This is a genomic window from Stenotrophomonas sp. YJH_SMC_8 (assembly GCF_059371315.1).
The window spans coordinates 158,723-183,885 of the sequence record NZ_JCAFUL010000002.1 but is presented as its reverse complement, the minus strand read 5'-3'; the positions used below and the strand labels follow the sequence as shown (position 1 = coordinate 183,885).

Annotated in this window: 24 protein-coding genes; 15 read left to right on the top strand and 9 right to left on the bottom strand. The window is 67.2% G+C overall.

From position 1 onward, the window contains the following. Window positions 1-8 precede the first annotated feature (8 nt). The 3 genes from ubiG to AC5P88_RS02750 are packed head-to-tail and all read left to right on the top strand — an operon-like array spanning window position 9 to window position 2,133. Entirely contained in the window at window positions 9-725 is a 717-nt protein-coding gene (ubiG, locus tag AC5P88_RS02760) for a bifunctional 2-polyprenyl-6-hydroxyphenol methylase/3-demethylubiquinol 3-O-methyltransferase UbiG (RefSeq protein ID WP_049429626.1), read from the top strand. Beyond that, window positions 722-1,417, top strand: coding sequence for a phosphoglycolate phosphatase (locus AC5P88_RS02755; RefSeq protein WP_495224254.1), 696 nt, complete (start codon window positions 722-724; stop codon window positions 1,415-1,417). Before ubiG ends, AC5P88_RS02755 begins: the two co-directional genes overlap by 4 nt. 11 nt (window positions 1,418-1,428) lie before the next feature. Continuing rightward, window positions 1,429-2,133: a squalene/phytoene synthase family protein gene (locus AC5P88_RS02750; protein WP_106551228.1), complete on the top strand. Its 705-nt coding sequence runs from the start codon at window positions 1,429-1,431 to the stop codon at window positions 2,131-2,133. 175 nt (window positions 2,134-2,308) lie between these two features. Here the strand turns inward: AC5P88_RS02750 and AC5P88_RS02745 are convergent, their stop codons facing one another. The 3 genes from AC5P88_RS02745 to yidD are packed head-to-tail and all read right to left on the bottom strand — an operon-like array spanning window position 2,309 to window position 4,759. After that, entirely contained in the window at window positions 2,309-3,157 is an 849-nt protein-coding gene (locus tag AC5P88_RS02745; RefSeq protein ID WP_495224253.1) for a M23 family metallopeptidase, read from the bottom strand. Next, window positions 3,157-4,503: a dihydroorotase gene (locus tag AC5P88_RS02740; RefSeq protein WP_111112349.1), complete on the bottom strand. Its 1,347-nt coding sequence runs from the start codon at window positions 4,501-4,503 to the stop codon at window positions 3,157-3,159. The genes AC5P88_RS02745 and AC5P88_RS02740 overlap by 1 nt, the downstream gene beginning before the upstream one ends. Before the next feature lies 1 nt (window position 4,504). Then, window positions 4,505-4,759, bottom strand: coding sequence for a membrane protein insertion efficiency factor YidD (gene yidD, locus AC5P88_RS02735; RefSeq protein ID WP_005417723.1), 255 nt, complete (start codon window positions 4,757-4,759; stop codon window positions 4,505-4,507). A 271-nt stretch (window positions 4,760-5,030) separates the two neighbouring features. On the opposite strand from yidD, the gene dksA reads away from it, so the two are divergent. Then, window positions 5,031-6,260 (top strand): RNA polymerase-binding protein DksA, encoded by a 1,230-nt coding sequence (gene dksA, locus AC5P88_RS02730; protein ID WP_495224252.1) that lies wholly within the window; start codon window positions 5,031-5,033, stop codon window positions 6,258-6,260. A 561-nt stretch (window positions 6,261-6,821) separates the two neighbouring features. On the opposite strand, the gene AC5P88_RS02725 is transcribed toward dksA, so the two are convergent. Genes AC5P88_RS02725 through cysS form a run of 3 tightly spaced genes read right to left on the bottom strand, consistent with a single transcriptional unit; the run spans window position 6,822 to window position 9,950 of the window. Next, window positions 6,822-8,069: an MFS transporter gene (locus AC5P88_RS02725; protein WP_005414014.1), complete on the bottom strand. Its 1,248-nt coding sequence runs from the start codon at window positions 8,067-8,069 to the stop codon at window positions 6,822-6,824. Next, window positions 8,066-8,518 (bottom strand): SufE family protein, encoded by a 453-nt coding sequence (locus AC5P88_RS02720; protein WP_049435092.1) that lies wholly within the window; start codon window positions 8,516-8,518, stop codon window positions 8,066-8,068. The genes AC5P88_RS02725 and AC5P88_RS02720 overlap by 4 nt, the downstream gene beginning before the upstream one ends. Window positions 8,519-8,573: 55 nt before the next feature. Continuing rightward, the gene (gene cysS, locus AC5P88_RS02715; RefSeq protein WP_111202880.1) at window positions 8,574-9,950 is read right to left on the bottom strand and encodes a cysteine--tRNA ligase; all 1,377 of its coding nucleotides are present in this window, start codon (window positions 9,948-9,950) and stop codon (window positions 8,574-8,576) included. A gap of 188 nt (window positions 9,951-10,138) precedes the next feature. On the opposite strand from cysS, the gene AC5P88_RS02710 reads away from it, so the two are divergent. The 11 genes from AC5P88_RS02710 (at window position 10,139) to AC5P88_RS02660 (ending at window position 21,416) form a co-directional block, all read left to right on the top strand. Beyond that, window positions 10,139-10,702 (top strand): hypothetical protein, encoded by a 564-nt coding sequence (locus AC5P88_RS02710; protein WP_495224336.1) that lies wholly within the window; start codon window positions 10,139-10,141, stop codon window positions 10,700-10,702. 319 nt (window positions 10,703-11,021) lie between these two features. Next, window positions 11,022-12,032 (top strand): N-acetylornithine carbamoyltransferase, encoded by a 1,011-nt coding sequence (locus tag AC5P88_RS02705; RefSeq protein WP_111202879.1) that lies wholly within the window; start codon window positions 11,022-11,024, stop codon window positions 12,030-12,032. Between the two features lie 63 nt (window positions 12,033-12,095). Continuing rightward, complete coding sequence (locus AC5P88_RS02700; RefSeq protein WP_111202877.1) at window positions 12,096-13,292, top strand: argininosuccinate synthase; 1,197 nt, start codon at window positions 12,096-12,098, stop codon at window positions 13,290-13,292. Between the two features lie 109 nt (window positions 13,293-13,401). Beyond that, the gene (locus AC5P88_RS02695; RefSeq protein WP_111202875.1) at window positions 13,402-14,490 is read left to right on the top strand and encodes an acetylornithine deacetylase; all 1,089 of its coding nucleotides are present in this window, start codon (window positions 13,402-13,404) and stop codon (window positions 14,488-14,490) included. A gap of 25 nt (window positions 14,491-14,515) precedes the next feature. After that, complete coding sequence (locus AC5P88_RS02690) at window positions 14,516-15,844, top strand: acetylglutamate kinase (protein WP_286073914.1); 1,329 nt, start codon at window positions 14,516-14,518, stop codon at window positions 15,842-15,844. Between the two features lie 3 nt (window positions 15,845-15,847). Beyond that, entirely contained in the window at window positions 15,848-16,450 is a 603-nt protein-coding gene (locus AC5P88_RS02685; protein WP_111112343.1) for a GNAT family N-acetyltransferase, read from the top strand. Beyond that, window positions 16,447-17,400: an N-acetyl-gamma-glutamyl-phosphate reductase gene (gene argC, locus AC5P88_RS02680; protein WP_495224250.1), complete on the top strand. Its 954-nt coding sequence runs from the start codon at window positions 16,447-16,449 to the stop codon at window positions 17,398-17,400. Before AC5P88_RS02685 ends, argC begins: the two co-directional genes overlap by 4 nt. A gap of 20 nt (window positions 17,401-17,420) precedes the next feature. Continuing rightward, a complete protein-coding gene (gene argH, locus AC5P88_RS02675) occupies window positions 17,421-18,716 on the top strand; it encodes an argininosuccinate lyase (protein ID WP_106550064.1) in 1,296 nt (431 codons plus the stop codon). After that, window positions 18,716-18,979, top strand: coding sequence for a YciI family protein (locus AC5P88_RS02670; RefSeq protein ID WP_103281852.1), 264 nt, complete (start codon window positions 18,716-18,718; stop codon window positions 18,977-18,979). Before argH ends, AC5P88_RS02670 begins: the two co-directional genes overlap by 1 nt. An 11-nt stretch (window positions 18,980-18,990) precedes the next feature. Continuing rightward, entirely contained in the window at window positions 18,991-20,148 is a 1,158-nt protein-coding gene (gene proB, locus AC5P88_RS02665; protein WP_495224248.1) for a glutamate 5-kinase, read from the top strand. Beyond that, complete coding sequence (locus AC5P88_RS02660) at window positions 20,145-21,416, top strand: glutamate-5-semialdehyde dehydrogenase (protein ID WP_495224247.1); 1,272 nt, start codon at window positions 20,145-20,147, stop codon at window positions 21,414-21,416. Before proB ends, AC5P88_RS02660 begins: the two co-directional genes overlap by 4 nt. Window positions 21,417-21,551: 135 nt before the next feature. Here AC5P88_RS02660 and pgaD read toward each other — a convergent pair whose 3' ends face one another. From pgaD to pgaB, 3 genes are read right to left on the bottom strand one after another with little or no spacing between them, the layout of a single operon-like run. Continuing rightward, a complete protein-coding gene (gene pgaD, locus AC5P88_RS02655) occupies window positions 21,552-22,022 on the bottom strand; it encodes a poly-beta-1,6-N-acetyl-D-glucosamine biosynthesis protein PgaD (protein ID WP_106550061.1) in 471 nt (156 codons plus the stop codon). Further along, on the bottom strand, window positions 22,019-23,275 hold the full coding sequence (gene pgaC / locus AC5P88_RS02650) for a poly-beta-1,6-N-acetyl-D-glucosamine synthase (protein WP_111202860.1): 1,257 nt from the start codon (window positions 23,273-23,275) through the stop codon (window positions 22,019-22,021). Before pgaC ends, pgaD begins: the two co-directional genes overlap by 4 nt. 1 nt (window position 23,276) lies before the next feature. Then, window positions 23,277-25,163, bottom strand: coding sequence for a poly-beta-1,6-N-acetyl-D-glucosamine N-deacetylase PgaB (pgaB, locus tag AC5P88_RS02645; RefSeq protein WP_495224246.1), 1,887 nt, complete (start codon window positions 25,161-25,163; stop codon window positions 23,277-23,279).

The window sequence follows — 25,163 nt, the reverse complement described above, 5'->3', positions numbered from 1 at the left end:
ACTTCCCCATGACTGCCCCCCACGCTTCCTCCAATTTCGATCAGGCCGAGCTGGACAAGTTCGCCGCGCTGGCCAACCGCTGGTGGGACGCTGACGGCCCGCAGAAGCCGCTGCATGCGCTGAACCCGGTGCGGCTGAAGTACGTGGCCGACCGCGTGCCGCTGCGCGGTGCACGCGTGCTGGACATCGGCTGCGGTGGCGGCCTGCTGAGCGAGGCGCTGGCGCAGTCCGGTGCCGACGTCACCGCGATTGATCTTGCCCCGGAACTGGTCAAGGTCGCGCGCCTGCACGCGCTGGAAAGCGGTGCCAAGGTCGATTATCGCGTCCAGGCCGCCGAGGACCTGGCTGCCGAGCAGCCGGGCAGTTTCGATGTGGTCACCTGCATGGAAATGCTCGAGCACGTGCCGGATCCGGGCGCGATCATCGAAGCCTGCAAGCGCCTGCTGAAGCCGGGCGGTCACCTGTTCCTGTCGACCATCAACCGCACCGCTGCTGCCTTCGCGGTGGCGATTGTCGGCGCCGAGTACGTGGCGCGGCTGCTGCCCAAGGGCACGCATCACTACCAGGAATTCATCAAGCCGGCCGAGCTGGCGCGCTGGCTGCGCGAGGCCGACATGCAGCTGGTGGATGTCAGCGGCATGGCCTACGAGCCGTGGCGCAACCACGCCCGCCTGAGCAGCCGCACCGACATCAACTACCTGGCCTACGCGGTCAAGCCGGCATGACCTCCACAGGTTTCCCGCGTGCGGTGCTGTTCGACCTGGACGGCACCCTGCTGGACAGTGCACCGGACTTCGTTGCCACCTGCGATGCGATGCTGGCCGAGCGTGGCCGTGCACCGATCGATCCGGCGTTGTTGCGCCCGGTGGTGTCGAAGGGCTCGCGTGCGATGGTCTCGGCAGCCTTCCCCGAACTGGACACGGCGGCGCGTGATGCGCTGATTCCGGAGTTCCTGCAGCGCTACGAGGGGTTGATCGGCCAGCACGCGGTACTGTTCGATGGCGTCGCAGACATGCTTGCTGCACTGGATGCCGCCGGTACGGTGTGGGGCATCGTCACCAACAAGCCGGAGTACCTGGCGCGGCTGATCGTGCCGCAGTACCGCTGGCAGCAACGCTGTGCGGTGCTGGTCGGCGGTGACAGCCTGGCCGAGCGCAAGCCGCATCCGCTGCCCCTGCTGCACGCCGCGCAGGCGATTGCCGTTGCCGCCGAAGACTGCGTGTACGTGGGCGACGACGAGCGCGACATCATCGCTGCGCGGGCCGCAGCGATGCCGTCGGTGGCGGCGCTGTGGGGCTATCGCCTGCACAGTGACGACCCGCTGGCCTGGCAGGCCGACGTGCTGGTCGAGAACGCCGGACTTCTGCAACTGGCCAGCCTCTGGCCGACCCGGCCGGCAACCCCGGCCCAGCCGTAAGGAATGACGTAGTGAGCAGTACCGCGCTGGACAGTTTCCTCGACAAGTGGCGCAGCCGTTGGCCGGAATGGTCGGTGGCCGCCCCGTTCGTGGCCGAATCGCAACGCGAGCTTGCAGTGGCGTGGTTCGCGCTGCTGCAGGAATTCGACGACATGCTCAACACCAGTGGCGACCCGCTGCCAGCCGATGCCAAGCTGGCATGGTGGGGCGAGGAACTGCGCAGCTGGGCTGCGCACCGGTCGCGTCACCCGTTGGGCCGCCTGCTGGAGCCGGTGCGTGCGCCGTGGGCGCAGCTGGCCGAGGCTCTGCCGGATCTGGTGGAAGCGCGCACGGTTGCGCTGGATGCGGCCAGCGCCGAGCGCGCGCTGGCCAACTACGCCGACGCGGTTGCCGCGGTGGAAGCGGCGCTGTTCAACGACAAGCCGCGCACCGGCGCCGGTCGCGCGGTGCAGCTGCAGACCCTGGCCCAGCGCCTGCAGGACGCCGGCGTGGCCGGTGTACCGCGCAGCCTGCTGGATGAGGATTCCAGCACCGCTGCGCAGCGCTGGGCGCAGTACCTGCTGAAGGGGTGGGGCAGCCGCGTGCCCGGCCCGCGCCCGCGCCGCGTGTGGTCCAGCCTGGCGCGCGCACGCGTGGCCGCGCAGGCCGCAGGCAAGCCGATTGAAGCCACACCGGTGCGCACGCTGTTGCGCGTGTGGTGGGCGGCGCGCGGTTGATCGATTCTGGTGGGTGCGGACCTTGGTCCGCACGCTCTGTGAGGTTGTGCCGACCAAGGTCGGCACCCACCTAAGGACATTGCCGGCATTCATCCACGCCATGCGTGGATGAATGCCGGGTTCGCGCGCAATCGTGCCGACCAAGGTCGTCACCCACCAAAGCGCATTGCGCGCGTTACTTCCGTTCCAGCACCAGCAGCGGGTCGATGCGGGTGTCGAACCAGTTCATGCCCCAGTGCAGGTGTGGGCCGGTGGCGCGGCCGGTGGCGCCGACGGCGGCGATCACCTGGCCCTGCTCGACGCGATCACCGACCTTCACGTCGATGCGTGACAGGTGCAGGAAGTTGGAACTGACGCCGAAGCCGTGGTCGAGCAGCAGCGTGCCGCCGGTCAGGTACAGGTCCGGGCCGGCGAAGGTGACGATGCCGGCGGCCGGTGCCTTCACCGGAGTGCCGGTCGGCGCCGCGATGTCCATGCCGGAATGACCGGCGCCGGGCTGGCCGTTGTAGACGCGCGCATTGCCGAAGCGGCCACTGATACGGCCCTGCACCGGCCAGATGAAGGTCTGGGTGAAGTCGGTACGGTCGTCATCGCGGGCGCGGGCAGCAGTCACCTGCGCCTGTTCGCGCTTGATCCGCTCGGCAATCGCCGGCGGCGGGTTGACCGTCTTCGGCGGCACGCCGTTGACCCGCTCGGTCGGCCAGTCGCGCGGCGTCACCGCGATGGTCACGGTTTCGCTGCTGCCGTCGGCGCGCTGCACCTGCACGCGCAACGGGCCCTTCTCGTCGCGGCCGATGCCGAACACCACGCTGCCATAGCCGCTCACCCGCAGCTGGCGGCCGGCGTACTGTACGCGGCTGCCAGCGGGTACTTTGCCGATCACCAGCGCGCCCTGCGACGCGCTGGCCGGAAACACCACGCGGCTGTCGATCAGGCTGCCGATGGCATCCTGCGCGTTGGCCGAAGATGTGCAGAGCAGGGGCGCCGCCAGCAGCAGCGCCCCGGTCAGGAGAGCCGCGCGCATCAGCGGTCGTAGGTCATGCGCTGGCCGGCCGGTTCGCCGACCAGCTTGCTGCCGTCCCACACCAACTGGCCGTTGACCCAGGTCGAGGCCACGCGCGAACGGAAGGTGGTACCTTCAAACGGCGACCAGCCACACTTGGACAGCACGTCCTCGCGCTTGACGGTGAACGGCACGTCCTCCACCAGCACCAGGTCGGCGAAGTAGCCTTCGCGCAGGAAGCCGCGCTCTTCCACGTCGAACAGCTGTGCCGGCGCATGCGCGAACTTCTGCACCACCTGCTCGCGGGTCAGCTTGCCTTCGTGCACGCGCTCCAGCGCGGCCACCAGTGCGTACTGCACCAGCGGCAGGCCCGACGGCGCCTGCGCGTAGGGCTTCTGCTTCTCTTCCCAGGTGTGCGGCGCGTGGTCGGTGGCCAGCACGTCCAGCACGTCGTCGGCCAGCGCGGCGGTGATCGCCTCGCGGTCGGACACTTCCTTGATCGCCGGGTTGCACTTGATCAGGTTGCCCTTGGTCGCGTAATCCGGGCGCGCGAAGTGCAGGAAGTGCACGCAGGTTTCGGCGGTGATCTGCTTGCGGCTGCCGTCGGCGCGGATCAGCGGGCCCTTCTCGAACAGTGCCAGCTCATCGGCGGTGGAGATGTGCAGCACGTGCAGGCGGGTGCCGTGCTTGCGTGCCAGCGACATCGCCAGGCGGGTCGACTTGATGCACGCTTCGCGCGAACGGATATCCGGGTGCATGTCCGGGGTCAGCGCGTCGCCGTACTTTTCCTGGAAGGCCTTCAGGTTGGCATCGATCATCGGCGTGTCTTCGCAGTGCGTGATGATCGGGGTCGGGCATTCGCGGAAGATCGCATCCAGCGTTTCAGGGTTGTCCACCAGCATGTTGCCGGTGGAGGCGCCCATGAACACCTTCACGCCCGGGGCCTTCTTCGGGTCCAGCGCACGGATCGCTTCGAGGTTGTCATTGCTGGCGCCGTGGTAGAAGCCGTAGTTGGCCCAGGCGCGGCCGCGCGCCAGTTCGTACTTGGCTTCCAGGATGGTCGAATCCAGGGTCGGCGGGTTGGTGTTGGGCATGTCCATGAAGCTGGTCAGGCCACCGGCCACGGCCGCCGCCGATTCGCTGGCGATATCGCCCTTGTGGGTCAGGCCCGGTTCGCGGAAGTGCACCTGGTCGTCGATCATGCCGGGCAGCAGCCAGCGCCCGGCCGCGTCCACCACCTGTTCGCCGTCGCGCGGCGTCAACCCGCTGCCGATCTGCGCGATGCGGCCGTTCTCGATGCGCAGGTCGCCGTCGAAGGTGCGGCCTTCGTTGACCATCCGGGCGTTGGTGATGAGGGTGGAGGACATGTCAGTGTTTTCCTGTGCAACGGCAAGAGGGGGCGTGGGTGGATTCGGGCACCGGGTCGAAGCCGCCGGGATGGAACGGATGGCAGCGGCCCAGCCGGCGCGCAGCCAGCCAGCTGCCGCGCAGCGGACCGTGTCGGGAGATGGCGTCCATCGCGTATTCAGAACAGCTCGGCACGAAACGGCAACGCGGCCCCAGCAGGGGGCTGATGAAGCGCTTGTAGAAGCGCAGCAGGGCAATGAGCAGGCGCGAGATCACCCAGTCATCTTATGCCAGTTGGCATGAAGGCCGCATTTGTGCAGGATGGGCCGTTGGTCGCATGTCGCCGATGGCCTGCGACCGGTACCAGCACCCGCGGGTGCTGGCCAGGTTCCGTACCGCGCAAGGCGGTCCGTGTTCGTCGGACTGCCCCTTGGGCACCTTGACTCCAGGACTGAATGGAGCAGGGTGCCGAGGTTGCTGCTGCGGGTCGGGTAGGCTATAAAGGCCCGCTTTCCCGGGCCCCGGGGAATCCAAGGAAGAGCGTTTCGTGGCTGCTAAAAAAACTGCAAAGAAGGCCGCAACGGCCGCCAAGAAAACCGCCAAGCCTGTTGTGAAGAAGTTGGCGGCAAAGCCCGTTGCCAAGAAACCGGCGAGCAAGCCGGCGACCAAGGCAGCGTCCTCGCAACCGGCGGCCAGGAAGGCCACCGCAAAGAAAACGCCGGTCAAGGCAACCAAGCCGGTGGCGAAGAAGGCCGCTGCGCCTGCCAAGGCCAAGCCCGCCGCTGCCAGCAAGAAGGTGCCGGTGGTAAAGAAGGCCGCCAGCAAGGCCGCGCCGGTCAAGAAGGCCGCCGTCAAGCCGGTGGCGAAGAAGGCAGCAGCCAAGCCGGCGCCGAAGGCGGCGGTGACGAAGGCTGCGGTCAAGCCGGTCGCCAAGCCCGTAGCAAAGAAGGTCGCTGCGGCTAAACCGGTCGCCACGCCTGCCGCTGTAAAGAAGGTTGCCAAGAATGTTGCCGCGCCGGCCGCGAAGCCGACCCCGGCCCCAGTAGTGAAGTCCGCACCGAAGCCTGCTGCCAAGCCGGCTCCGGCCAAGCCTGTCCCGGCCAAGACCGTGGCAGTGGCGGCAGCCCAACCGGCCTCAAAGCCGGCCCCGGCCGCCGCTCCTGCCGCTTCGAAGGCCCCGCAATCCAAGAATCCCGTGCCCGTTTCGAAATCGCCTGCCAAAACCGCCGTGAAATCCGATTCCGCCCCGAAGACCGTGTCGCGCCCTGTCGGCAAGGTTGCCGTGGCCGTCGCCGCCCGCTCGGCTGCACCGGCCCCGCGCAGCAAGTACAAGGTGGTCGAGTACAAGACCGACGAGGCCACCGGCCGCCCGATCCTGCCGGCTGGCTACAAGCCGTCCTCGGAAGAGGAATACATGAGCTCGCTGCAGCAGGAATACTTCCGCCAGCGCCTGCAGAACTGGCGTGCGGACCTGGTGGAAGAGTCCAAGCAGACCATCGAGAACCTGCGCGAGGAAGTGCGTGACATCGGCGACGAAGCCGAGCGCGCGACCCGCGAGACCGAGAACTCGCTGGAACTGCGTACCCGCGACCGCTACCGCAAGCTGATCGGCAAGATCGACAGCACCCTCAAGCGCCTGGAAGCAGGCGACTACGGCTACTGCGTCGACACCGGCGAAGAGATCGGCCTGGAGCGCCTGGAGGCGCGCCTGACCGCCGAGCGCACCATCGACGCCCAGGAGCGTTGGGAGCACCTGCAGAAGCAGCAGGGCGACTGATTCCCGATCGTTGTCTGGTCATGCAGAAAACCCGGCTTCAGCCGGGTTTTTTGTTGGGTTCGGGTTGGCTGCGAAGAGCAGCGCCTTCCGGGTATCGGGGTGAGCCTGCGGGTGGGTCCGGGCAGGACACGCTGCAAGTACATCCCTGTAAGCTCGGCCGCGGCATCCATGCCGCGGACGGTCCTGCCCGGACCCACCCGCAGGCTCTCGACGCTTCCCTGCGTGCGCGGCTGATGTAGAGCCGAGCCCACGCTCGGCTCAGGCCGAAGCCGGAGGGTAGGGAAGAGCAAGAACAGCCAAGCATGGCTTGGCTCTACCAGGAGCGGTCATGCGTGCGCTCGCGGCTGTGTTGGGTCCGCCTTGTAGCGAGCCGAGCGCCGCAGGCTACCGGTGCGAAGCACCGGCTCGCGGATGGCGGCGCGTTTCTTTGGTTACTTTCTATGCGCGTGCAAAGAAAGTGACACCCCGCCGCGGTCGCGGAAAAGGGCCGCCGGGCATGGCCCGGCGCTACCAATGCGTCGGCGCAGGTAAAGCGGCTGTCGCGGAAACGACGAGCCGACGCTACTGCAGATCACGCAGATTCAGTTTCCGCAGCGTCGGGTTCTTCCACGCGGTGATCCCGGCCACGCTCAGCACCGCGAACCCACCCAGCACAACGGCCGGTACCAGGCCGAGCAGGCGGGCCATGGTGCCGGCATAGAACGCGCCCAGCTCGTTGGACGAACTGATGAAGATGCCGTTGATCGACGATACCCGCCCGCGCATTTCCTCCGGCGTGGCCAGCTGCAGGATGGTCGAGCGGATCACCACCGACACGCCATCGAACGCCCCGTAGAACAGCAGGATCAGCGCCGACAGCCAGAAGTGCTGCGACAGCCCGAAGCCGATCACGCACAGGCCGAACCCCGCCACCGCGAACAGCAGCACGCGGCCGGCATTGCGGTGCAGCGGGTGGCGCGCCAGCCACAGGCCCACGCACACCGAACCCAGCGCCGGCATCGCGCGCAGGATGCCCAGGCCTTCCGGGCCGTGGTGCAGGATTTCGTGCAGGAAGGCGGGCAGCATCGCCACCACGCCGCCCAGCAGCACCGAGAACATGTCCAGCGCCATCGCACCGACCATGATCCGGTTGCCGACCACGAAGCGCGCGCCTTCGGCGATGCTCTTGAAGATCGGCGCGGCCGGACCGGTGTGCACTGGCTCTTCCACTTTCAGCGTGGCCAGGCAGGCCATCGCCACCAGCGCGAAGGCAGTCGCCACGGCATAGGACAGGCCCTTGCCGCCGAAGCCGACCAGCACGCCGCCCAGCGCCGGGCCGGCGACCATGCCGGCCTGGAACACCACCGCGCCGAGTCCGGCGCCACGCGCGAACTGGTCGCGGGCCAGCACGCGGGCAAACAGTGCGTTGTAGATCGGCGACAGGAACGCACGGACCATGCCGGTCAGGGCGATGGCCGCATAGATCGGCCATACCCCTTCAAACGGCAGCCAGCCCGTGGCGACACCGGTCAGCACCAGCGCCGTGGCGATCAGCCCGGAACAGGCCACCATGCCCAGCCGGCGCCGTGGCAGGTGGTCGACCAGATAGCCGGCGAACGGCGCCACGCAGAAGAACGGCAGCACCTCGGCCAGGCCGACCAGGCCCAGCGAGAACGGATTGCGGGTGACTTCGTAGATGTGCCAGCCGACGGTGACCGCGACCACCTGGTAGGACAGCATCGCGAAGATGCGGTAGGCCAGCAGCTTGGCGAAACCGGGCCGGGACAGCAGGCCCAGCGCGGTGTCTTCGGCTGTGGCAGGCTCGCTCACGACGGGTCGCGCTGCAGCTGGGCCTGCGCGGTCTCGCGGATGAAGGCCAGCATGGCCGCCACGCCGTTGCTGCGGGTGGGGGAGAGGTGACGGGCCAGACCGATGTCCTGGATGTAGCTGGGCTCGGTATCCAGGATCTCCTGCGCCGAGCGCCCGGAGTACACGCGCAGGGCCAGGAAGATCAGGCCGGAGACGATGGCCGAATCACTGATGGCGTGGAAGCGCAGCGACTGTGCGTTGCCTTCCGGCACGATCCAGACCATCGACTGGCAGCCGAGCAGGCGGTGCTCTTCGGTCTTCCATTCGTCCGGGAAGGCGGGCAGCTTGCGGCCGAGATCGATCAGGTACTGATAGCGCTCGGACCAGTCGCCGAAGAAGCCGAATTCCTCGGCGATGGCGGCCTGGGCCTCGGCGGCGGTGGGTTCAAGCGGGAACGGGGAGTCGGTCACAACAGTCTCTACAGTGGGGGCGTGGCCGGCGGACCGGCCACGGGGCAGGGGCGGGTCAGCCGCGCTTGCGCGACCAGCGAACGCCCTGCGGAGTGTCGTCCAGCACGATGCCTTCGGCGGCCAGCTGGTCGCGGATGGCGTCGGCACGGGCGAAGTCACGCGCCTTCTTGGCCGCAGCGCGCTCGTCGATCAGGCCCTGGATGCGCGCATCGTCACCATCATCGCCGGCGGCGGTACCGAACCACTGCGCCGGATCGGCCTGCAGCAGGCCCAGTGCCAGGCCCGCACCGAGCAGCTCGCCCTTCAGGCGCGCCTGTTCGGCCGGATCGGTGGCACGACGCGCGTCGGCGGCGATGCGGGCCACTTCGGCCAGCGCCTGCGGGGTGTTCAGGTCGTCATCCAGGGTCGCCTCGACGGTGGCCGGGATCACCGCGCTGGCTTCGATCGACGCCAGCTCGCGCAGGGTGCCGTACAGGCGGTCCAGGGTGCGCACCGACTGCTCGATCAGGCCATCGGACCAGTCCAGCGGCTGCCGGTAATGGGCCGACAGCAGGGCCAGGCGCAGGGCCTCCGGCGGATGCTGGCGCACCAGGTCATGCACGCGCTCGATGTTGCCCAGCGACTTGCTCATCTTGGCGCCGCCGAAGTTGAGCATGCCGTTGTGCAGCCAGTAGCGGGCGAAGATCTTGCCGCCATGCGCGCATTCGCTCTGCGCGATCTCGTTCTCGTGGTGCGGGAACTGCAGGTCGACACCGCCGGCATGGATGTCGATGGTCTCGCCCAGATGGGCGGCGGCCATCGCCGAGCATTCGATGTGCCAGCCCGGGCGGCCACGGCCCCAGGGCGATTCCCAGCCGGGCAGGTCGTCGGTGGACGGCTTCCACAGCACGAAATCGCCCGGATCGCGCTTATAGGGGGCGACATCGACACGGGCGCCGGCCAGCATCTCTTCCGGATCACGGCGCGAGAGCTTGCCGTAGCCGTCGAAGCTGGCCACCGCAAACAGCACATGGCCCTCGGCGGCATAGGCATGGCCGTTGGCGATCAGCTGCTCGATCATGGTGATGATCTGCGGCATGTGCGCGGTCACCTCCGGCTCGATGTCCGGCGGCACCACGCCCAGCGCGGCCATGTCTTCACGGTAGGCGGCGGCGAACTTGTCGGTGATGGTGCTGATCGGCACCCCCTGCTCGCGCGCGGCGGTGTTGATCTTGTCGTCCACGTCGGTGATGTTGCGGGCGTAGCGCAGTGCGCCAAAACGCCGCCGCAGCAGGTCGGCCAGCACCCCGAACACCACCGGGCCACGGGCGTTGCCGATGTGCACGTAGTTGTAGACCGTGGGGCCGCACACATACAGGGTCGGACAGGCCGGATCGAGCGGGGTGAACGGTTCGAGCTGGCGAGTCAGGTTGTTGTGCAGGCGCAGGGTCATGGGGGTGTGGATGGGGGACAAGCCTGTGATTTTAGAACGTGTCGGCCCCCTTTGGGGGCACCGGTTGCCACCGGTGGACGCCGGCTTCACCCAAGGTGGGGTGGGCAGGAGCAGCGTGGACGGGTAATGTTCAGCCCCTTGCGCTCGTCACTGCCTACACTATTGCCGTGTCCTTGCTCCCGTCGCCACTGAAATCCACCGTGTTGCTGACCCTGGCCTGCCTGTCGGCGACGGCCACCGTGGCCCAGGCGCAGGACGCCGAGCCGCGCAACCGTGTGGTGATCGTCGAGAACGTGAAGTTCGACTATGCGCAGGTGCTGAACGTCGAACCGGTGTTCCAGACCCTGCGCGCGACCCGTACCGAGGAGCACTGCGAGCCGATCTCGACCCGTACCCTGGCCCCTGTCAACGTGACCGGGGAAGAGCCTGTCGAGGACAAGGGCCGGATCGGCCGCTTCTGGGATTCGGTGCGCTCGATGTTCAAGCGCAGTGACGAGGAGATCCCCGAGGAGGCCGCGACCGAGACGCCGGCCCCGGCGCCAGCCAACAATGGCCCGATGCTGACCCGTGACTGCCGCATCGTGCCGGTCGGGCGTGAATTCCGCCGCCCCATCGCCTACGACGTGGACTACGTCTACAAGGGCACCAAGTACCGCTCGCGCCTGCCGGAAGACCCCGGCAACCGGCTGAAGATCCGGGTCTCGATCACCCCCTGGGTCGGCCCCGAGCAGGGCGCCGCCGGCAATCCCTGATTCTGGGACCCCGGCCCCTTGCGCCGGCCCCGGCCGCATGCAAAGATTGTCGGCCATGAAGCTCACCGACTTCCAGCACGACAGCAGCGCAGCCCGACAGGCGTCGGGCATGACCTCGCGTGCGCGTCGACCGGAACCCCACATCCTCGCTGGGTAACCGGAGCTTTCTGCTGTTCGTCCGAAAAAAACCCAGCCCGCCGGCTGGGTTTTTTCGTTTTCGCGTTCTGAAAGCTTCAACTGCAACTTTTTCGATCCACCTTTGGTTCCTGTTTTTCCCTTCCACCGCGTCGAACCCGGCGCCGCTACGCAAGGAAAGATGATGTCCCCCAAGCACTTCCTGAACACCCAGGACTGGAGCCGCAGCGAACTTGACGCGCTGCTGACCCAGGCCGCGCTGTTCAAGCGCAACAAGCTCGGCGACCAGCTCAAGGGCAAGTCGATCGCGCTGGTGTTCTTCAACCCGTCCATGCGCACCCGCACCAGCTTCGAACTGGGCGCGTTCCAGCTCGGCGCCCACGCGGTGGTGCTGCAGCCGGGCAAGGATGCGTGGCCGATCGAGTTCAACCTCGGTACGGTGATGGACGGCGACACCGAAGAGCACATCGCTGAAGTGGCCAAGGTGCTGGGCCGTTACTGCGACATCATCGCCGTGCGTGCGTTCCCCAAGTTCATCGACTGGGCCTACGACCGCCAGGACATCGTCCTCAACAGCTTCGCCAGGTATTCGCCGGTGCCGGTCATCAACATGGAGACCATCACCCACCCGTGCCAGGAGCTGGCGCACGTGATGGCCCTGCAGGAGCACTTCGGCACCCAGGACCTGCGTGGCAAGAAGTACGTGCTGACCTGGACCTACCACCCCAAGCCGCTGAACACCGCCGTGGCCAACTCGGCGCTGACCATCGCCACCCGCATGGGCATGGACGTGACCCTGCTGTGCCCGACCGCCGACTACATCCTCGACGACCGCTACATGGGCTGGGCCGAGCAGAACGTGGCCGAGAGCGGCGGTTCGCTGAAGATCAGCCATGACATCGACAGTGCCTACGCCGGCGCCGACGTGGTCTATGCCAAGAGCTGGGGTGCGTTGCCGTTCTTCGGCAACTGGGAACCGGAAAAGCCGATCCGCGACCAGTTCAAGCACTTCATCGTCGACGAGCGGAAGATGGCGCTGACCAACAACGGTGTGTTCAGCCACTGCCTGCCGCTGCGCCGGAACGTGAAGGCCACCGATGGCGTGATGGATTCGCCGCAGTGCATCGCCATCAACGAAGCCGAGAACCGCCTGCACGTGCAGAAGGCGATCATGGCCGCGGTTGCCGGGCACTGATTTTTTTCCGATTCAATCATTCCCGCCGGGCACGGCCCGGCGCTACCAGGACATACCCTCCCCATGAGCAACAAAGACGTCGTTCTCGCCTTCTCCGGCGGCCTGGATACCAGCTTCTGCGTGCCGTACCTGCAGGAGCGTGGCTACAACGTGCACACCGTGTTCGCCGACACCGGCGGCGTGGATGATGAAGAGCGCGATTTCATCGAGAAGCGCGCTGCCGAACTGGGCGTGGCCAGCCATGTCACCGTCAACGGTGGCCCGGCCATCTGGGAAGGCTTCGTCAAGCCGTTCGTGTGGGCTGGCGAGGGCTACCAGGGCCAGTACCCGCTGCTGGTGTCCGACCGTTACCTGATCGTCGATGCCGCGCTGAAGCGTGCCGCCGAACTGGGCACCAACATCATCGCCCACGGCTGCACCGGCATGGGCAACGACCAGGTCCGTTTCGACCTGGCCGTGAAGGCGCTGGGTGACTACCAGATCATCGCGCCGATCCGCGAGATCCAGAAGGAACACACCCAGACCCGCGCCTACGAGCAGAAGTACCTGGAAGAGCGCGGCTTCGGCGTGCGTGCCAAGCAGCAGGCCTACACCATCAACGAGAACCTGCTGGGCCTGACCATGTCCGGTGGCGAGATCGACCGTTGGGAAGCCCCGGGCGAGGGTGCGCGGGGCTGGTGCTCGCCGCGCAGCGAGTGGCCGGAACAGGCGTTGACCGTCACCCTGAAGTTCGTCGAAGGCGAAGCCGTTGAACTGAACGGCAAGGCGCTGCCGGGCGACCAGATCCTGGCCCAGCTCAACAAGCTGTTCGCCCCGTATGGCGTTGGTCGTGGCGTGTACACCGGCGACACCGTGATCGGCCTGAAGGGCCGCATCGTGTTCGAGGCCCCGGGCCTGGTCTCGCTGCTGGCCGCACACCGCGCGCTGGAAGATGCCGTGCTGACCAAGCAGCAGAACCGCTTCAAGCCGGACGTGGCGCGCAAGTGGGTGGAGCTGGTGTACGAAGGCTTCTACCACGACCCGCTGAAGACCGACATCGAGGCCTTCCTGAAGTCCTCGCAGGCCAAGGTCAACGGTGAAGTGGTGCTGGAAACCCGCGGTGGCCGCGTCGATGCCGTGGCGGTGAAGTCGCCGCACCTGCTCAACACCAAGGGTGCCACCTACGCGCAGTCGGCCGACTGGGGCGTGGAAGAGGCGGAGGGCTTCATCAAGCTGTTCGGCATGAGCTCCACCGTTTACGCGCAGGTCAACCGCGGTTGACCTGTGACGGTAGTGCCGGCCGCTGGCCGGCTCGTGGCACGGCTGGATCATTGCGGAGCCGGCCAGCGGCCGGCACTACCGATTTCGAACCCTACGGATATTCAGACACATGCTTGAACAGACGCTCGATCACCTGCAGGCCCTGGTGTCCTTCGACACCCGCAACCCGCCGCGTGCGATCACCACCGGCGGCATCTTCGATTACCTGCGCGCGAACCTGCCGGGCTTCAACGTCGAGGTGATCGACCACGGCGCGGGCGCGGTCAGCCTGTACGCGGTGCGTGGTACGCCGAAGTACCTGTTCAACGTGCACCTGGACACCGTGCCGGACTCGCCGCACTGGAGTGCCGACCCGCACGTGATGCGGCGCCTGGACGACCGCGTGGTCGGCCTGGGCGTGTGCGACATCAAGGGCGCGGCGGCCGCGCTGGTGGCCGCAGCCAATGCCAGCGATGGTGACGCCGCGTTCCTGTTCTCCAGCGACGAGGAAGCCAACGATCCGCGCTGCATCGCCGCGTTCCTGGCCCGCGGCATTCCGTACGAAGCGGTGCTTGTGGCCGAGCCGACCATGAGCGAAGCGGTGCTGGCGCATCGCGGCATCAGCTCGGTGCTGATGCAGTTCGCCGGCCGCGCCGGGCATGCCTCGGGCAAGCAGGATGCCGCCGCCAGCGCGCTGCACCAGGCCATGCGCTGGGGCAACCGTGCGCTGGACCATGTGGAATCGTTGGCGTCGGCGCGCTTTGGCGGACTGACCGGCCTGCGCTTCAACATCGGCCGCGTCGAAGGTGGCATCAAGGCCAACATGATCGCGCCCGCCGCCGAAGTGCGCTTCGGTTTCCGGCCGCTGCCGTCGATGAACATCGACGCGTTGCTGGCCACCTTCGCCGGTTTCGCCGAACCGGAAGCGGCGGTATTCACCGAAACCTTCCGTGGCCCCAGCCTGCCGGCCGGCGACATCGCCGAAGCCGAGAACCGCCGCCTGCTGGCGCGCGACGTGGCCGATGCGCTGGACCTGCCGATCGGCAACGCGGTGGACTTCTGGACCGAAGCCTCGCTGTTCTCGGCCGGTGGCTATACCACGCTGGTGTTCGGCCCGGGTGACATCGCCCAGGCCCACACTGCCGACGAGTTCGTGACGCTGGAACAGCTGCAGCGCTACACCGACGCCGTGCACCGCATCATCGCCGCCGGCGCCTGATTCTTCCCTTTCCGACGAAACCGAAATGTCTCCTGCCCTCCAGCCCCATCGCCAGACCCGCCAGACCATCGTGCGCCTGCTTTCCAGCATGGCCAGCGCGAAGGAGATCAGCCAGTACCTCAAGCGCTTTTCGCAGCTGGATGCCAAGCGCTTCGCCGTGGTCAAGGTCGGCGGCGCAGTGCTGCGCGATGACCTCGACGCACTGACCTCCTCGCTGTCGTTCCTGCAGGAAGTCGGGCTGACCCCGATCGTGCTGCACGGCGCCGGCCCGCAGCTGGATGCCGAGCTGTCGGCGGCCGGCATCGAGAAGCAGACCGTGGCCGGCCTGCGCGTGACCTCGCCGGAAGCGCTGGCGATCGTGCGCCGGGTGTTCCAGCAGTCCAACCTGCGGCTGGTCGAGGCGCTGCAGCAGAACGGCGCGCGCGCCACCTCGATCACCGGTGGCGTGTTCGAGGCCGAGTACCTGGACGTGGATACCTACGGCCTGGTCGGCGAAGTGAAGAAGGTCAACCTGGCGCCGATCGAGGCCAGCCTGCGTGCAGGCTCGATCCCGGTCATCACCAGCCTGGGTGAAACCGCCGGTGGCCAGATCCTCAACGTCAACGCCGACTTCGCCGCCAACGAGCTGGTGCAGGAACTGCAGCCGTACAAGATCATCTTCCTGACCGGTACCGGCGGCCTGCTGGACGAGGCGGGCAACGTGATCGATTCGATCAACCTGTCCACCGAGTACGACCACCTGATCGCGCAGCCGTGGATCCACGGCGGCATGAAAGTGAAGATCGAACAGATCAAGGACCTGCTCGACCGGCTGCCGCTGGAATCGTCGGTGTCGATCACCCGCCCGGCCGACCTGGCCAAGGAACTGTTCACCCACAAGGGCTCGGGCACGCTGGTGCGCAAGGGCGAGAAGGTGCTGCGCGCCACCGCCTGGAACGAACTGGACCTGCCGCGCCTGAAGGGCCTGATCGAATCCAGCTTCGGCCGCACCCTGGTGCCGGACTACTTCGAGAAGACCAGACTGCTGCGCGCCTATGTCAGCGAGAACTACCGCACCGCGGTGATCCTCACCGACGAGGCCGAAGGCGTGTACCTGGACAAGTTCGCCGTGCTGGACGACGCGCAGGGTGAAGGCTTGGGCCGTGCAGTCTGGAACGTGATGCTGGAGGAAACCCCGCAGCTGTTCTGGCGCTCGCGCCATGGCAACCCGATCAATCACTTCTATTACGCCGAGTCCGATGGCTGCTACAAGCAGGATCAGTGGAAGGTGTTCTGGTTCGGTGCCGATGGCATCGATCGCATCCGCACCTATGTCGACCACTGCGCCAAGCGCACACCAAGCCTGCAGGGCTGAGCGATGAGCAATCCCGACGCCTGGAATTCGGTACCCACCCTGCGCGGCCAGCACGTGATGCTGCAGCCGCTGCAGATGGAACATGTGCCGGGCCTGCGCGCTGCGCTGGACGGCAGCGGGCTGGACCAGCTCTGGTACACGCAGGTGCCGCCGCCGGAGCGGGCCGAGGCCTATGTGCAGGCCGCGCTGCAGGCGCAGGCCGAAGGCAAGGTGCTTCCGTTCGTGATCCGCGATGCCGCCGGTGAGATCATCGGCAGCACGCGCTTCTACGACATGGACGCGAGCGTGCCGAAACTCAGCCTCGGCTACACCTGGTACACGCCGCGCGTGCAGCGCACCGGTGCCAATACCGAAGCCAAGCTGTTGTTGCTGCAGCACGCCTTTGAAACGATGGGCTGCATCAGCGTGGTACTGGAAACCAGCTGGTTCAACGCCACTTCACGCACCGCCATTGCCCGCCTCGGCGCCAAGCAGGATGGCGTGCTGCGCAACCACAAGCGGCACGCCGACGGCACGCCGCGCGACACCGTCATCTTCTCCATCATCGACGCGGAATGGCAGGGCGTGAAGCGCCACCTGCAGCACCGCCTGGACAGTCACGCATGAACGATCCGACTTTCACCCTGGGCATCGTCGGTGCCCGCGGCCATACCGGCGCCGAGCTGATCAAGCTGGTGGCCGCCCACCCGCGGCTGAAACTGGCCTTCGTGTCTTCGCGCGAGCGCGCCGGGCAGCGCCTGTCCGATCACCATCCGGAGTTCCAGGGTGACCTGCAGTACGAGAACCTGGACGCCGACGCGATGGCCGCCAAGGGCGTGGATGCGGTGATCCTGGCCCTGCCCAATGGCCTGGCCGCGCCGTTCGTGGCCGCGCTTGAGGCAGCGAAACCGGACACCGTCATCGTCGACCTCTCGGCCGACTACCGCTTCGACAACAGCTGGTATTACGGCCTGCCGGAACTGACCCGCGGCCGCTACAACGGCCAGAAGCACATCAGCAACCCGGGCTGCTATGCCACCGCGATGCAGCTGGCGGTGCATCCGCTGCTGGACCTGCTGGCCGGTCCGCCGCAGTGCTTCGGTGTCTCCGGCTACTCCGGTGCCGGTACCACCCCGTCGGACAAGAACAACGTTGAACTGCTGGCCGACAACCTGATGCCCTACGCGCTGACCAACCACGTGCACGAGCGCGAAGTGTCGGTGCAGCTGGGTGTGGCCGTCGAGTTCATGCCGCACGTCGCCCCGCATTTCCGTGGCATCACGCTGACCGCCAACCTGTGGTTGAACCGGGTGCAGACCCGCGAGCAGATCGTCGAGCGCTTCCAGCAGGCCTATGCCGGTGAACCGCTGATCGAGGTGGTGGATGAAGCGCCGTGGGTCAGCCGCATTGCCGGTCGCCACGGCGCCCAGGTCGGAGGCTTCACCCTGGCCCCGGGCGGCAAGCGCGTGGTCGTGGTGGCGACGCTGGACAACCTGCTGAAGGGCGCGGCCACCCAGGCCATGCAGAACCTCAACCTTGCGCTGGGCATCGACGAACTGACGTCGATCCCGCACTGAACACGTATTCCGGAGCCCCCATGGCAGACCTTCTTTGGCAGAAGCCCGGCGTCGCTGTCGACGCCCAGATCCAGACCTTCCTCGCCGGCGACGACGTGATCCTCGACCGCGAGTTCTTCCTGCACGACATCGCCGCCAGCGCCGCGCATGCGCAGGGCCTGCAGCACATCGGCATCCTCAGTGCCGATGAGCTGGCTGGCCTGCTGCGCGAACTGGAGGTGCTGGCGCAGGACTTCCGCGAAGGCCGCTTCGTGCTGGATACCCAGTACGAAGATGGCCACTCGGCGATCGAAGCGCGCCTGACCGAACGCCTCGGTGATGCCGGCCGCAAGATCCACACCGGCCGCAGCCGCAACGACCAGATCCTGGTCGCCACCCGCCTGTGGCTGAAAGAGAAGCTGCAGCGCGTGGCCCGGCTCAGCGCCGAAGTGGCCAAGGTCGCGCTGGACCGTGCGCAGGCCGAAAAGGACCTGCCGATTCCCGGCTACACCCACATCCAGCGCGCCGTGGTGTCCTCGGCCGGCATGTGGTGGGCGGGCTGGGCCGAGGCCTTCATCGACAATGCCATCCGCGCCCGTGACACCCATGCACTGGTCGATGCCAACCCGCTCGGCACTGCCGCCGGCTACGGCGTGAACCTGCCGCTGGACCGAGAGCACACCACGGCGGCGCTCGGCTTCGCACGCATGCAGATCTCGCCGATCTACGCGCAGCTGTCGCGCGGCAAGTTCGAGCTGGCTGCACTGGAAGCACTGGGTGGTGCCACGCTGGACCTGCGCCGCATCGCCTGGGACCTGTCGCTGTTCACCAGCGCGGAGTTCGGCTTCGTCGCCTTGCCGGCGCAGTACACCACCGGCAGCTCGATCATGCCCAACAAGCGCAACCCAGATGTGATCGAGCTGATGCGTGCGACCCATGCCAGCGTGGCCGCCGCGCGCACCGAGATCGAGCAGCTGCTGTCGCTGCCGTCGGGCTACCACCGCGACCTGCAGTCTTCCAAGGGCGCCATCTTCCACGGCTTCGGCCGCGGCCTGGCTGCGCTGGAACTGCTGCCGGCGCTGCTGGCCAACCTGGAATGGCGTGACGACAAGCTGCGCGTGGCGATCGATTCGGGCATGTATGCCACCGACGTCGCCGTGGAAGCGGCCGTGGCCGGCGTGCCGTTCCGCGAGGCCTACAAGGCCGCCGCGGCCGGTGCCGACAGTGCAGGGCAGGGGCGCACGCCGGAAGGCAGCCTGGCCGCACGCGTTTCGCCGGGCTCGGCGGCCGACCTGCGCCTGGATGAACTGCGTGCGCGCTGGCAGGCGCTGGCCTGATGGCGGGCACGGTCTACCTGGTGCTGGCCATGCGCCGGCCCGATTTCAACGCCGCCGCCGTGCAGCCGCACCGTGATTTCCTCGATGCGTTGCAGGCCCAGGGCAAGCTGCAGCTGACCGGCGGCTTCGCCGATGGCAGTGGTGGCGCCTACGTGCTGTGCAACGTGGACAGCCTGGCGCAGGCACAGGCCATCGTCGCCACCGATCCGCTGGTGACGATGCAGGCCTCCGACCTGACCGTGCACGAATGGAACACCCGCTGAGGCCCTGACCGATGACCCTGCACGCTGCCAACGCCGCTTCGCCGTTCCCGCAACAGGCGCTGCCGCCGTGGCGGCGCGCGGTGCTGAAAGTCGGCAGCAGCCTGCTGGCGGCCGATGGCGGCGGCCTGTCGCCACGCCACGCACTGGGCCTGGCCCAATTCGTCTCGGCCAACGTGCTGGGCGGGCGCGAGGTGGTGATTGTGTCATCCGGCGCAGTGGCGGCCGGACGCGCGATCCTGCCGCGCGCCGATGAGCCGGGCGCAGCGATGGCGGCGCGGCAGGCCTTGGCGGCGCTTGGTCAGGCCCAGTTGATCGGCCTCTGGCAGCGCTTCTTCGAGCGCCCGGTGGCGCAGGTGCTGCTGACCCATGACGACCTGCGCGACCGCCGCCGTTACCTCAACGCCCGCGCCACCCTCAACGAACTGCTGCGGCTGGGCGCGCTGCCGGTGGTCAACGAGAACGACACCGTGTCGGTGGACGAACTCAAGCTTGGCGACAACGATAATCTGGCGGCGACGGTGGCGGCGCTGGTCGATGCCGATGCGCTGTTCATTGCCACCGACATCGACGGCCTGTACAGCGCCGACCCGCGCTCGCATGCCGACGCACGGCCGCTGCACGACGTTGCGGAACTGAATGATGAAGTGCTGGCGATGGCGGGGGGCGCGGGATCACGTGCCGGTACCGGTGGCATGCGCACCAAGCTGGAAGCGGCGGCCAAGGCGGGTCGCCTCGGCATCGAGACCTACCTGTTCAATGGACGCAGTGGGGAGGTGGTGCGCGCGCTGGCACAGGATCGCCTGTTCGGCACCCGCATCCACGCCGCGCGCAGCCGCGAGGCCGCACGCAAGCACTGGCTGCGGCACGCACCGCTGGCCGAAGGCGCGATTCTGATCGATGCCGGTGCTGCACAGGCGATGCGCGAGAAGGGCGCTTCGCTGTTGCCTGGCGGCATCACCGGTGCGGAAGGGACGTTCCGCCGTGGCGACATGGTGCAGGTGTGCTGGGACGCATCGCAGGGGCGCGTATGCATCGCCCGCGGTGTCAGTCAGTACGCGGCGGACGACGTGCGCCGCATCGCTGGCCGCCATTCGCGCGACATCCAGGCCGTGCTCGGCTACAACTACGGTGGCAGCGTCGTCCATCGTGACGACCTGGTGCTGCCATGACCGCATTGAAGGATATTCCGATGAGTGACATCGAAGCGCAGGCGCGGGCCTGCCGTGACGCGGCCCAGGTGGTCGCCGGTCTCGACAGTGACGCCCGGCGCGCGCTGCTGCTGGCGATGGCACAGGCACTGGAAGTGAATGCCGGGCTGATCCTGGCCGGTAACGCGCGCGACCTTGCCGCTGCACGCGGGAAAGGCGTGGGCAGCGCCATGCTCGATCGCCTGGCACTGGATCCGCCGCGCCTGTTCGCGATGGCCGAGGCCGTGCGCGAAGTGGCCGGATTGCCAGATCCGGTCGGCCAGGTGACCCGCGACGACGTGCGCCCGAACGGGATCCGCGTGCAGAAGGTGCGCGTGCCGCTGGGCGTGATCGCGATGATCTACGAGGCGCGCCCGAACGTGACCGCCGAAGCGGCCGCGCTGTGCCTGAAGGCTGGCAATGGCGTGATCCTGCGCGGTGGCTCCGAAGCGATCCATTCCAACACCGCCATCGCACAGGCGCTGGCGGGGGCGCTCAAGGCCAACGGCGTGCCACCGGCAGCAGTGACGGTGCTGACCGACCTGCGCCGCGAAGCGATGCTGGAACTGCTGCAGCTGCACGAGCTGATCGACCTGGCGATTCCGCGCGGTGGCGAAGGCCTGATCCGTTTCGTCGCCGAACATGCGCGGGTGCCGGTGATCAAGCACTACAAGGGCGTCTGCCACCTGTTCGTCGATGCCAGCGCCGATCTGGACAAGGCCCTCGATCTGCTGGTGGATGGCAAGTGCAGTCGTCCTGCGGCGTGCAATTCGCTGGAGACCCTGCTGGTGCACCGTGATGTGGCCGAAACCTTCCTGCCGCGCGTGGCGCAGGTACTCGGCGAGCGCGGCGTGGAGCTGCGCGCCGATACGAACGCACAGCCGCTGCTGCCGGGCAGCGCGGAAGCCACCGAAGAGGACTACGCCGCCGAGTTCCTCGACCTGTTACTTGCGGTGCGCGTGGTCGACGATCTCGATGCGGCCATCACGCACATTCGCGCCTACACCTCTGACCATACCGAAGTGATCGCCACCGAAGATACCGGCAATGCCGAACGCTTCGTCAACGCGCTGCGCTCGGCGGTGGTGATGGTGAATGCCTCATCGCGCTTTTCCGATGGCGGCCAGCTTGGCCTGGGCAGCGAAATCGGCATCTCCACCACGCGCCTGCATGCCTACGGCCCGATGGGATTGGAGGCGCTCACCGTCGAGCGTTTCGTGGTGCGTGGCGAAGGGCAGACGCGCAAGTAGATCCACGCCATGCGTGGATGCTCTGCGCGGCAGGCCGCAGTGCCGACCAAGGTTGGCACCCACCAACCCCTGGTGCCGGCCAAGGTCGGCATCCACCAAGGCAAATGCCGACCAAGGTCGGCGACTACCGGGGCGTCACACCACCTCGCGGCGGATGCCCACCGGCCGCGCATGCTCATCCATGTGCAGCGTAGCGGACTTGCAGCCCAGCAACCGCTCGGCCAAGCCGGTGCTGGCGCCGAGATCGGCGGCTACTTCATTGAGGCTGGCCAGTGGCCGTGGCAGGCGCCGTTCGTGGCCACGGAAACGCGCACGGTTGTATTCGGCCCAACCGATCAGCAGCACGCTTGCGCACAGCAGCATCAGCGGCAGCGCGACCAGCACATAGGGGTCGAACTGGTTCTTGCGTTCGTACAGCTGCTGCCAGGCCATCTGCCCGCCGATCAGCCACGAGAGCAGGGTCACCAACGGTGCCCACAGGTAGAAGTAGAACCCCCAGAACGCCAGGGTGACGAAGCCCCAGGCGGTGCGCTGGAAGCGCGGTTGATGATGTGGCTTGCGGATCATCCGCGAGTCGAAGCGGTTGGACGGGTGTTGTGCGTTCATCGGATTCCCCGGTCAGGGCTGGTCCAGGTAGCGCGCTTGCTGCGACGGCGCAGCAGAGTCTTGGGAAGCGCCACCAGGGTGGTGGAAAGGCTGATCAGCCAGTACGCCATCGGGTACCAGATGACCCAGAAGTAGTTGCGTCCAATCTGTGTTTCGTAACGACGGTCGATGATCAGGCTGCTGGCGAACTGCAGCAGGCAGACCAGGGCCAGGATCACGCCATGCCATTGCGGCAGCAGGCTGGCGATATACAGCTGCGGCGGCATGTCGATGAGCTTGCCCAGCACCCACAACACCACGATGAACAGCATGGTGTAGGCCCAGATCACGCTCAGCACATACTCCAGCAGCACGCCCCACATGCGCCGCTCCTTCCAGTTCAGCAGTGAACGCGCATGCCGCAGCATCACTTCCACGCCGCCCTGCGCCCAGCGCAGCCGTTGCCGCCACAGGCCCTTCAGCGTTTCCGGCATCAGGATGAAGCACAGCGCGTTGGGTTCGTAGCGGATGTCCCAATGCGCACGCTGCAGGCGCCAGCTGATGTCGATGTCCTCGGTCACCATGTCGTCCGACCACCAGCCGACCTCGTGCAGCGCGGTACGGCGGAAGCCGGCGATGACCCCGGAGATCGTGAAGATGCGCCCGTAGACACGTTGCGCGCGCTTGATCATGCCGATGATCGAAGAGAACTCGGCCACCTGCAGGCGCCCGAGCAGGGTGGAACGGTTGCGGATGCGTGGGTTGCCGGTGACCGCGCCGACCCGGTTGCCACTGACCAGGTGCCAGACCATCCAGTGCAGGGCGTGTTCCTCCAGCATGGCATCGCCATCGATGCACACCAGGTACTCCGAGCGTGCCGCCAGCGCCCCCATGCGCAGCGCATTGGCCTTGCCGAGGTTGCGGTCCAGGTGCAGCACGCGCAGCCGTGGATGCTTCGCCGCCAGCACATCGAGCCGGGCGCCGGTGTCGTCACTGCTGCCATCATCGATGGCGATCACCTCGTAGTCGGCCGGATAGCGCTGCGCCAGCGCGGCCCCCAGGGTGTCGTCCAGGTTCTCCGATTCGTTGTGGCAGGGAATCAGCAGGCTTGCGAACGGTGGATCGACCATCAACGGAGGATCATTGCGCGGGCGCGAATGGCGTTCGCGCCGGAAGTAGTAGTACAGGCCACCCGACATCCAGAAGAACGCCATCACCATCGGGTAGTAGAAGGCGAACTGGAACAGGACCTGCAGCAGCGGATGCATGTCCATGTCACTTCTCCGGGTACGGGAAGTTGCCGGCGGACATCGCCGCACGGGCATCATGGGTGGAAGGCTGGCCGGCGATGAAGTCATCCGGGTACCAGGCGAAATGGTGGACGCCCTGCGCCTGCAGCTGGCGGATCTGCGCGCGCAGGCGTTCGGCGGGAATCGGCTGGCCGCTGCGCCAATCCACGGTCTGCAGTTCGAACAGGGTGTGCTGCAGCTGGGGATCGTGCGCGCGCACCGCGGCCAGCAGCTGGTCCAGCCAGTGTTCCGGGTGCCTGCTGCCTTCCATCCATGGCATCGCCATCAGCGCGGTCTGGTCGTAAGCCTTGTTGAACAGGTCCAGGCGCTGTGCAAACCAGGCTTCACTCTGCGGGCGCAACACCGGCTCGGCATACAGGTTGCGCACTGTCGCCAGCTTCGGTCGCCAACGCTGCGCACTGTCGCGCAGGGCCAGGGTGAAGTCGATCAGCGCCCGGGTGCGTGCGCTGCCATCGTCACCGGCCGCCAGCGCCGGCAGTTCCGTGTCGCGCAGGTAACCATCATCATGGAAGAGCAGGCCTTCGAAGTACGAGTTGACGGCCAGATCCTCGTAGATGTCGAGCATGATCTGGCGTGCCTTCGGGTTGGTGAAGTCCAGCCGGTACATGCCGTCGGCATCGCCGTTGTGGATCGCCAATGCCTTCCGCTGTACCGGATCGGGCAGCTCGAACCCGAGCACCGGCAGCCAGGCGTATACCTTCACCCCCGCGCGCGACTTCAGCTGCCAGGCGACCCGGCTGAACAGGTCCGCGCGCATCGGCATGTGCCGGTTGGGGAAGTACAGTGCGTCGGCGGTGTTGTTGCCGTCGGGGTCGGCGAAAGCCTGCAGGTAGACGTGGGTGGGCGAGATGCGCTTGACCCGCTCGATCAGCGCATCGAGGTTGCGCGCCTGCTGCGCCGGGTCCGGGTCGTACACATCATCCAGGTCGACCTGCAACGCGCGGATGCCGTCGAGCGCAACGTCGCGGCGCAGCTCGTAGGCCAAGCCCTCCACGGTCGGGTTGTCGCTGACCAGGAAGCGCGCCAGCCCGTGCAGGTCGCTGGCCACCGGCGTGCTGCGGCCTTCCAGATCGAAGGATACCGGCATGCCCAGCTGCTCGGCGATGTCGTTGCTCAGCTGGTTGTAGGCGGCATAGGGCCAGACGATGGCGCGCGGGCGTATGCCCAGGTGCTGCTGGATGCGCTGCACGCTACGGCCGAGGTCGGCGCGCAGGCGCTGCTCGTACTGCGCCTCGCTCTCGTAGCTGTGCGTGGCTGGACGGTAGATGCGGGTGACCACCGCTGGCGTCGAATTACCCTGCGGATTGGCAAGCACACCGTGATGCAGGTCGTCGGTATGGCTGGCCACTTCGATCAGGCCGCTGTCGTGCATCTGCTTCAGCTGCGCCCAGGTAACGAAGTCATCGTGGCCGAACGGCCGGTAGCCATAGTCGATGGTGCGCCCCGGTGCCATGTCCACGTAATCGGTGATCACCGCCACCAGCGCCGGGTAGCGGTAGGCCTGCAGCAGCGGGAACGCCTTGTCGTAGACGCTGCGCAGGCCGTCATCGAAGGTCAGCAGCACGGGCTTTGGCGGCAGCGTGGCGCGCCCCTGTGAGGCGTCGATCACCTGCGACAAGGACACCGGGTGATAGCCGTGCGCACCCAGCCAGTCCAGGTGCGCGGCGAAGTTCTGCGTGCTCACCGCGTAGGTATCGGCGTCGCCCTTGGCCGCGACCTGGTCGCGGATGTCGTGGTAGCTGAGGATCAGCAGGCCGTTGTCAATGGCATCGAGATGCAGGGCCTGCTGGGCGAACGCCGGCGGCGCGGCGGACAGCAGCAGGAGCACGATCAGTCGCAGGATGCGGGCCAT

Coding starts and splice junctions, on each gene's coding strand:
- ubiG (WP_049429626.1), top strand. CDS start 9: ATGACTGCCCCCCACGCTTCCTCCAATTTCGATCAGGCCGAGCTGGAC.
- AC5P88_RS02755 (WP_495224254.1), top strand. CDS start 722: ATGACCTCCACAGGTTTCCCGCGTGCGGTGCTGTTCGACCTGGACGGC.
- AC5P88_RS02745 (WP_495224253.1), bottom strand. CDS start 3,157: ATGCGCGCGGCTCTCCTGACCGGGGCGCTGCTGCTGGCGGCGCCCCTG.
- AC5P88_RS02740 (WP_111112349.1), bottom strand. CDS start 4,503: ATGTCCTCCACCCTCATCACCAACGCCCGGATGGTCAACGAAGGCCGC.
- cysS (WP_111202880.1), bottom strand. CDS start 9,950: ATGACCCTGCGCCTGCACAACAACCTGACTCGCCAGCTCGAACCGTTC.
- AC5P88_RS02705 (WP_111202879.1), top strand. CDS start 11,022: ATGTCCCCCAAGCACTTCCTGAACACCCAGGACTGGAGCCGCAGCGAA.
- AC5P88_RS02700 (WP_111202877.1), top strand. CDS start 12,096: ATGAGCAACAAAGACGTCGTTCTCGCCTTCTCCGGCGGCCTGGATACC.
- AC5P88_RS02695 (WP_111202875.1), top strand. CDS start 13,402: ATGCTTGAACAGACGCTCGATCACCTGCAGGCCCTGGTGTCCTTCGAC.
- AC5P88_RS02690 (WP_286073914.1), top strand. CDS start 14,516: ATGTCTCCTGCCCTCCAGCCCCATCGCCAGACCCGCCAGACCATCGTG.
- AC5P88_RS02685 (WP_111112343.1), top strand. CDS start 15,848: ATGAGCAATCCCGACGCCTGGAATTCGGTACCCACCCTGCGCGGCCAG.
- argC (WP_495224250.1), top strand. CDS start 16,447: ATGAACGATCCGACTTTCACCCTGGGCATCGTCGGTGCCCGCGGCCAT.
- argH (WP_106550064.1), top strand. CDS start 17,421: ATGGCAGACCTTCTTTGGCAGAAGCCCGGCGTCGCTGTCGACGCCCAG.
- AC5P88_RS02670 (WP_103281852.1), top strand. CDS start 18,716: ATGGCGGGCACGGTCTACCTGGTGCTGGCCATGCGCCGGCCCGATTTC.
- proB (WP_495224248.1), top strand. CDS start 18,991: ATGACCCTGCACGCTGCCAACGCCGCTTCGCCGTTCCCGCAACAGGCG.
- AC5P88_RS02660 (WP_495224247.1), top strand. CDS start 20,145: ATGACCGCATTGAAGGATATTCCGATGAGTGACATCGAAGCGCAGGCG.
- pgaD (WP_106550061.1), bottom strand. CDS start 22,022: ATGAACGCACAACACCCGTCCAACCGCTTCGACTCGCGGATGATCCGC.
- pgaC (WP_111202860.1), bottom strand. CDS start 23,275: ATGGACATGCATCCGCTGCTGCAGGTCCTGTTCCAGTTCGCCTTCTAC.
- pgaB (WP_495224246.1), bottom strand. CDS start 25,163: ATGGCCCGCATCCTGCGACTGATCGTGCTCCTGCTGCTGTCCGCCGCG.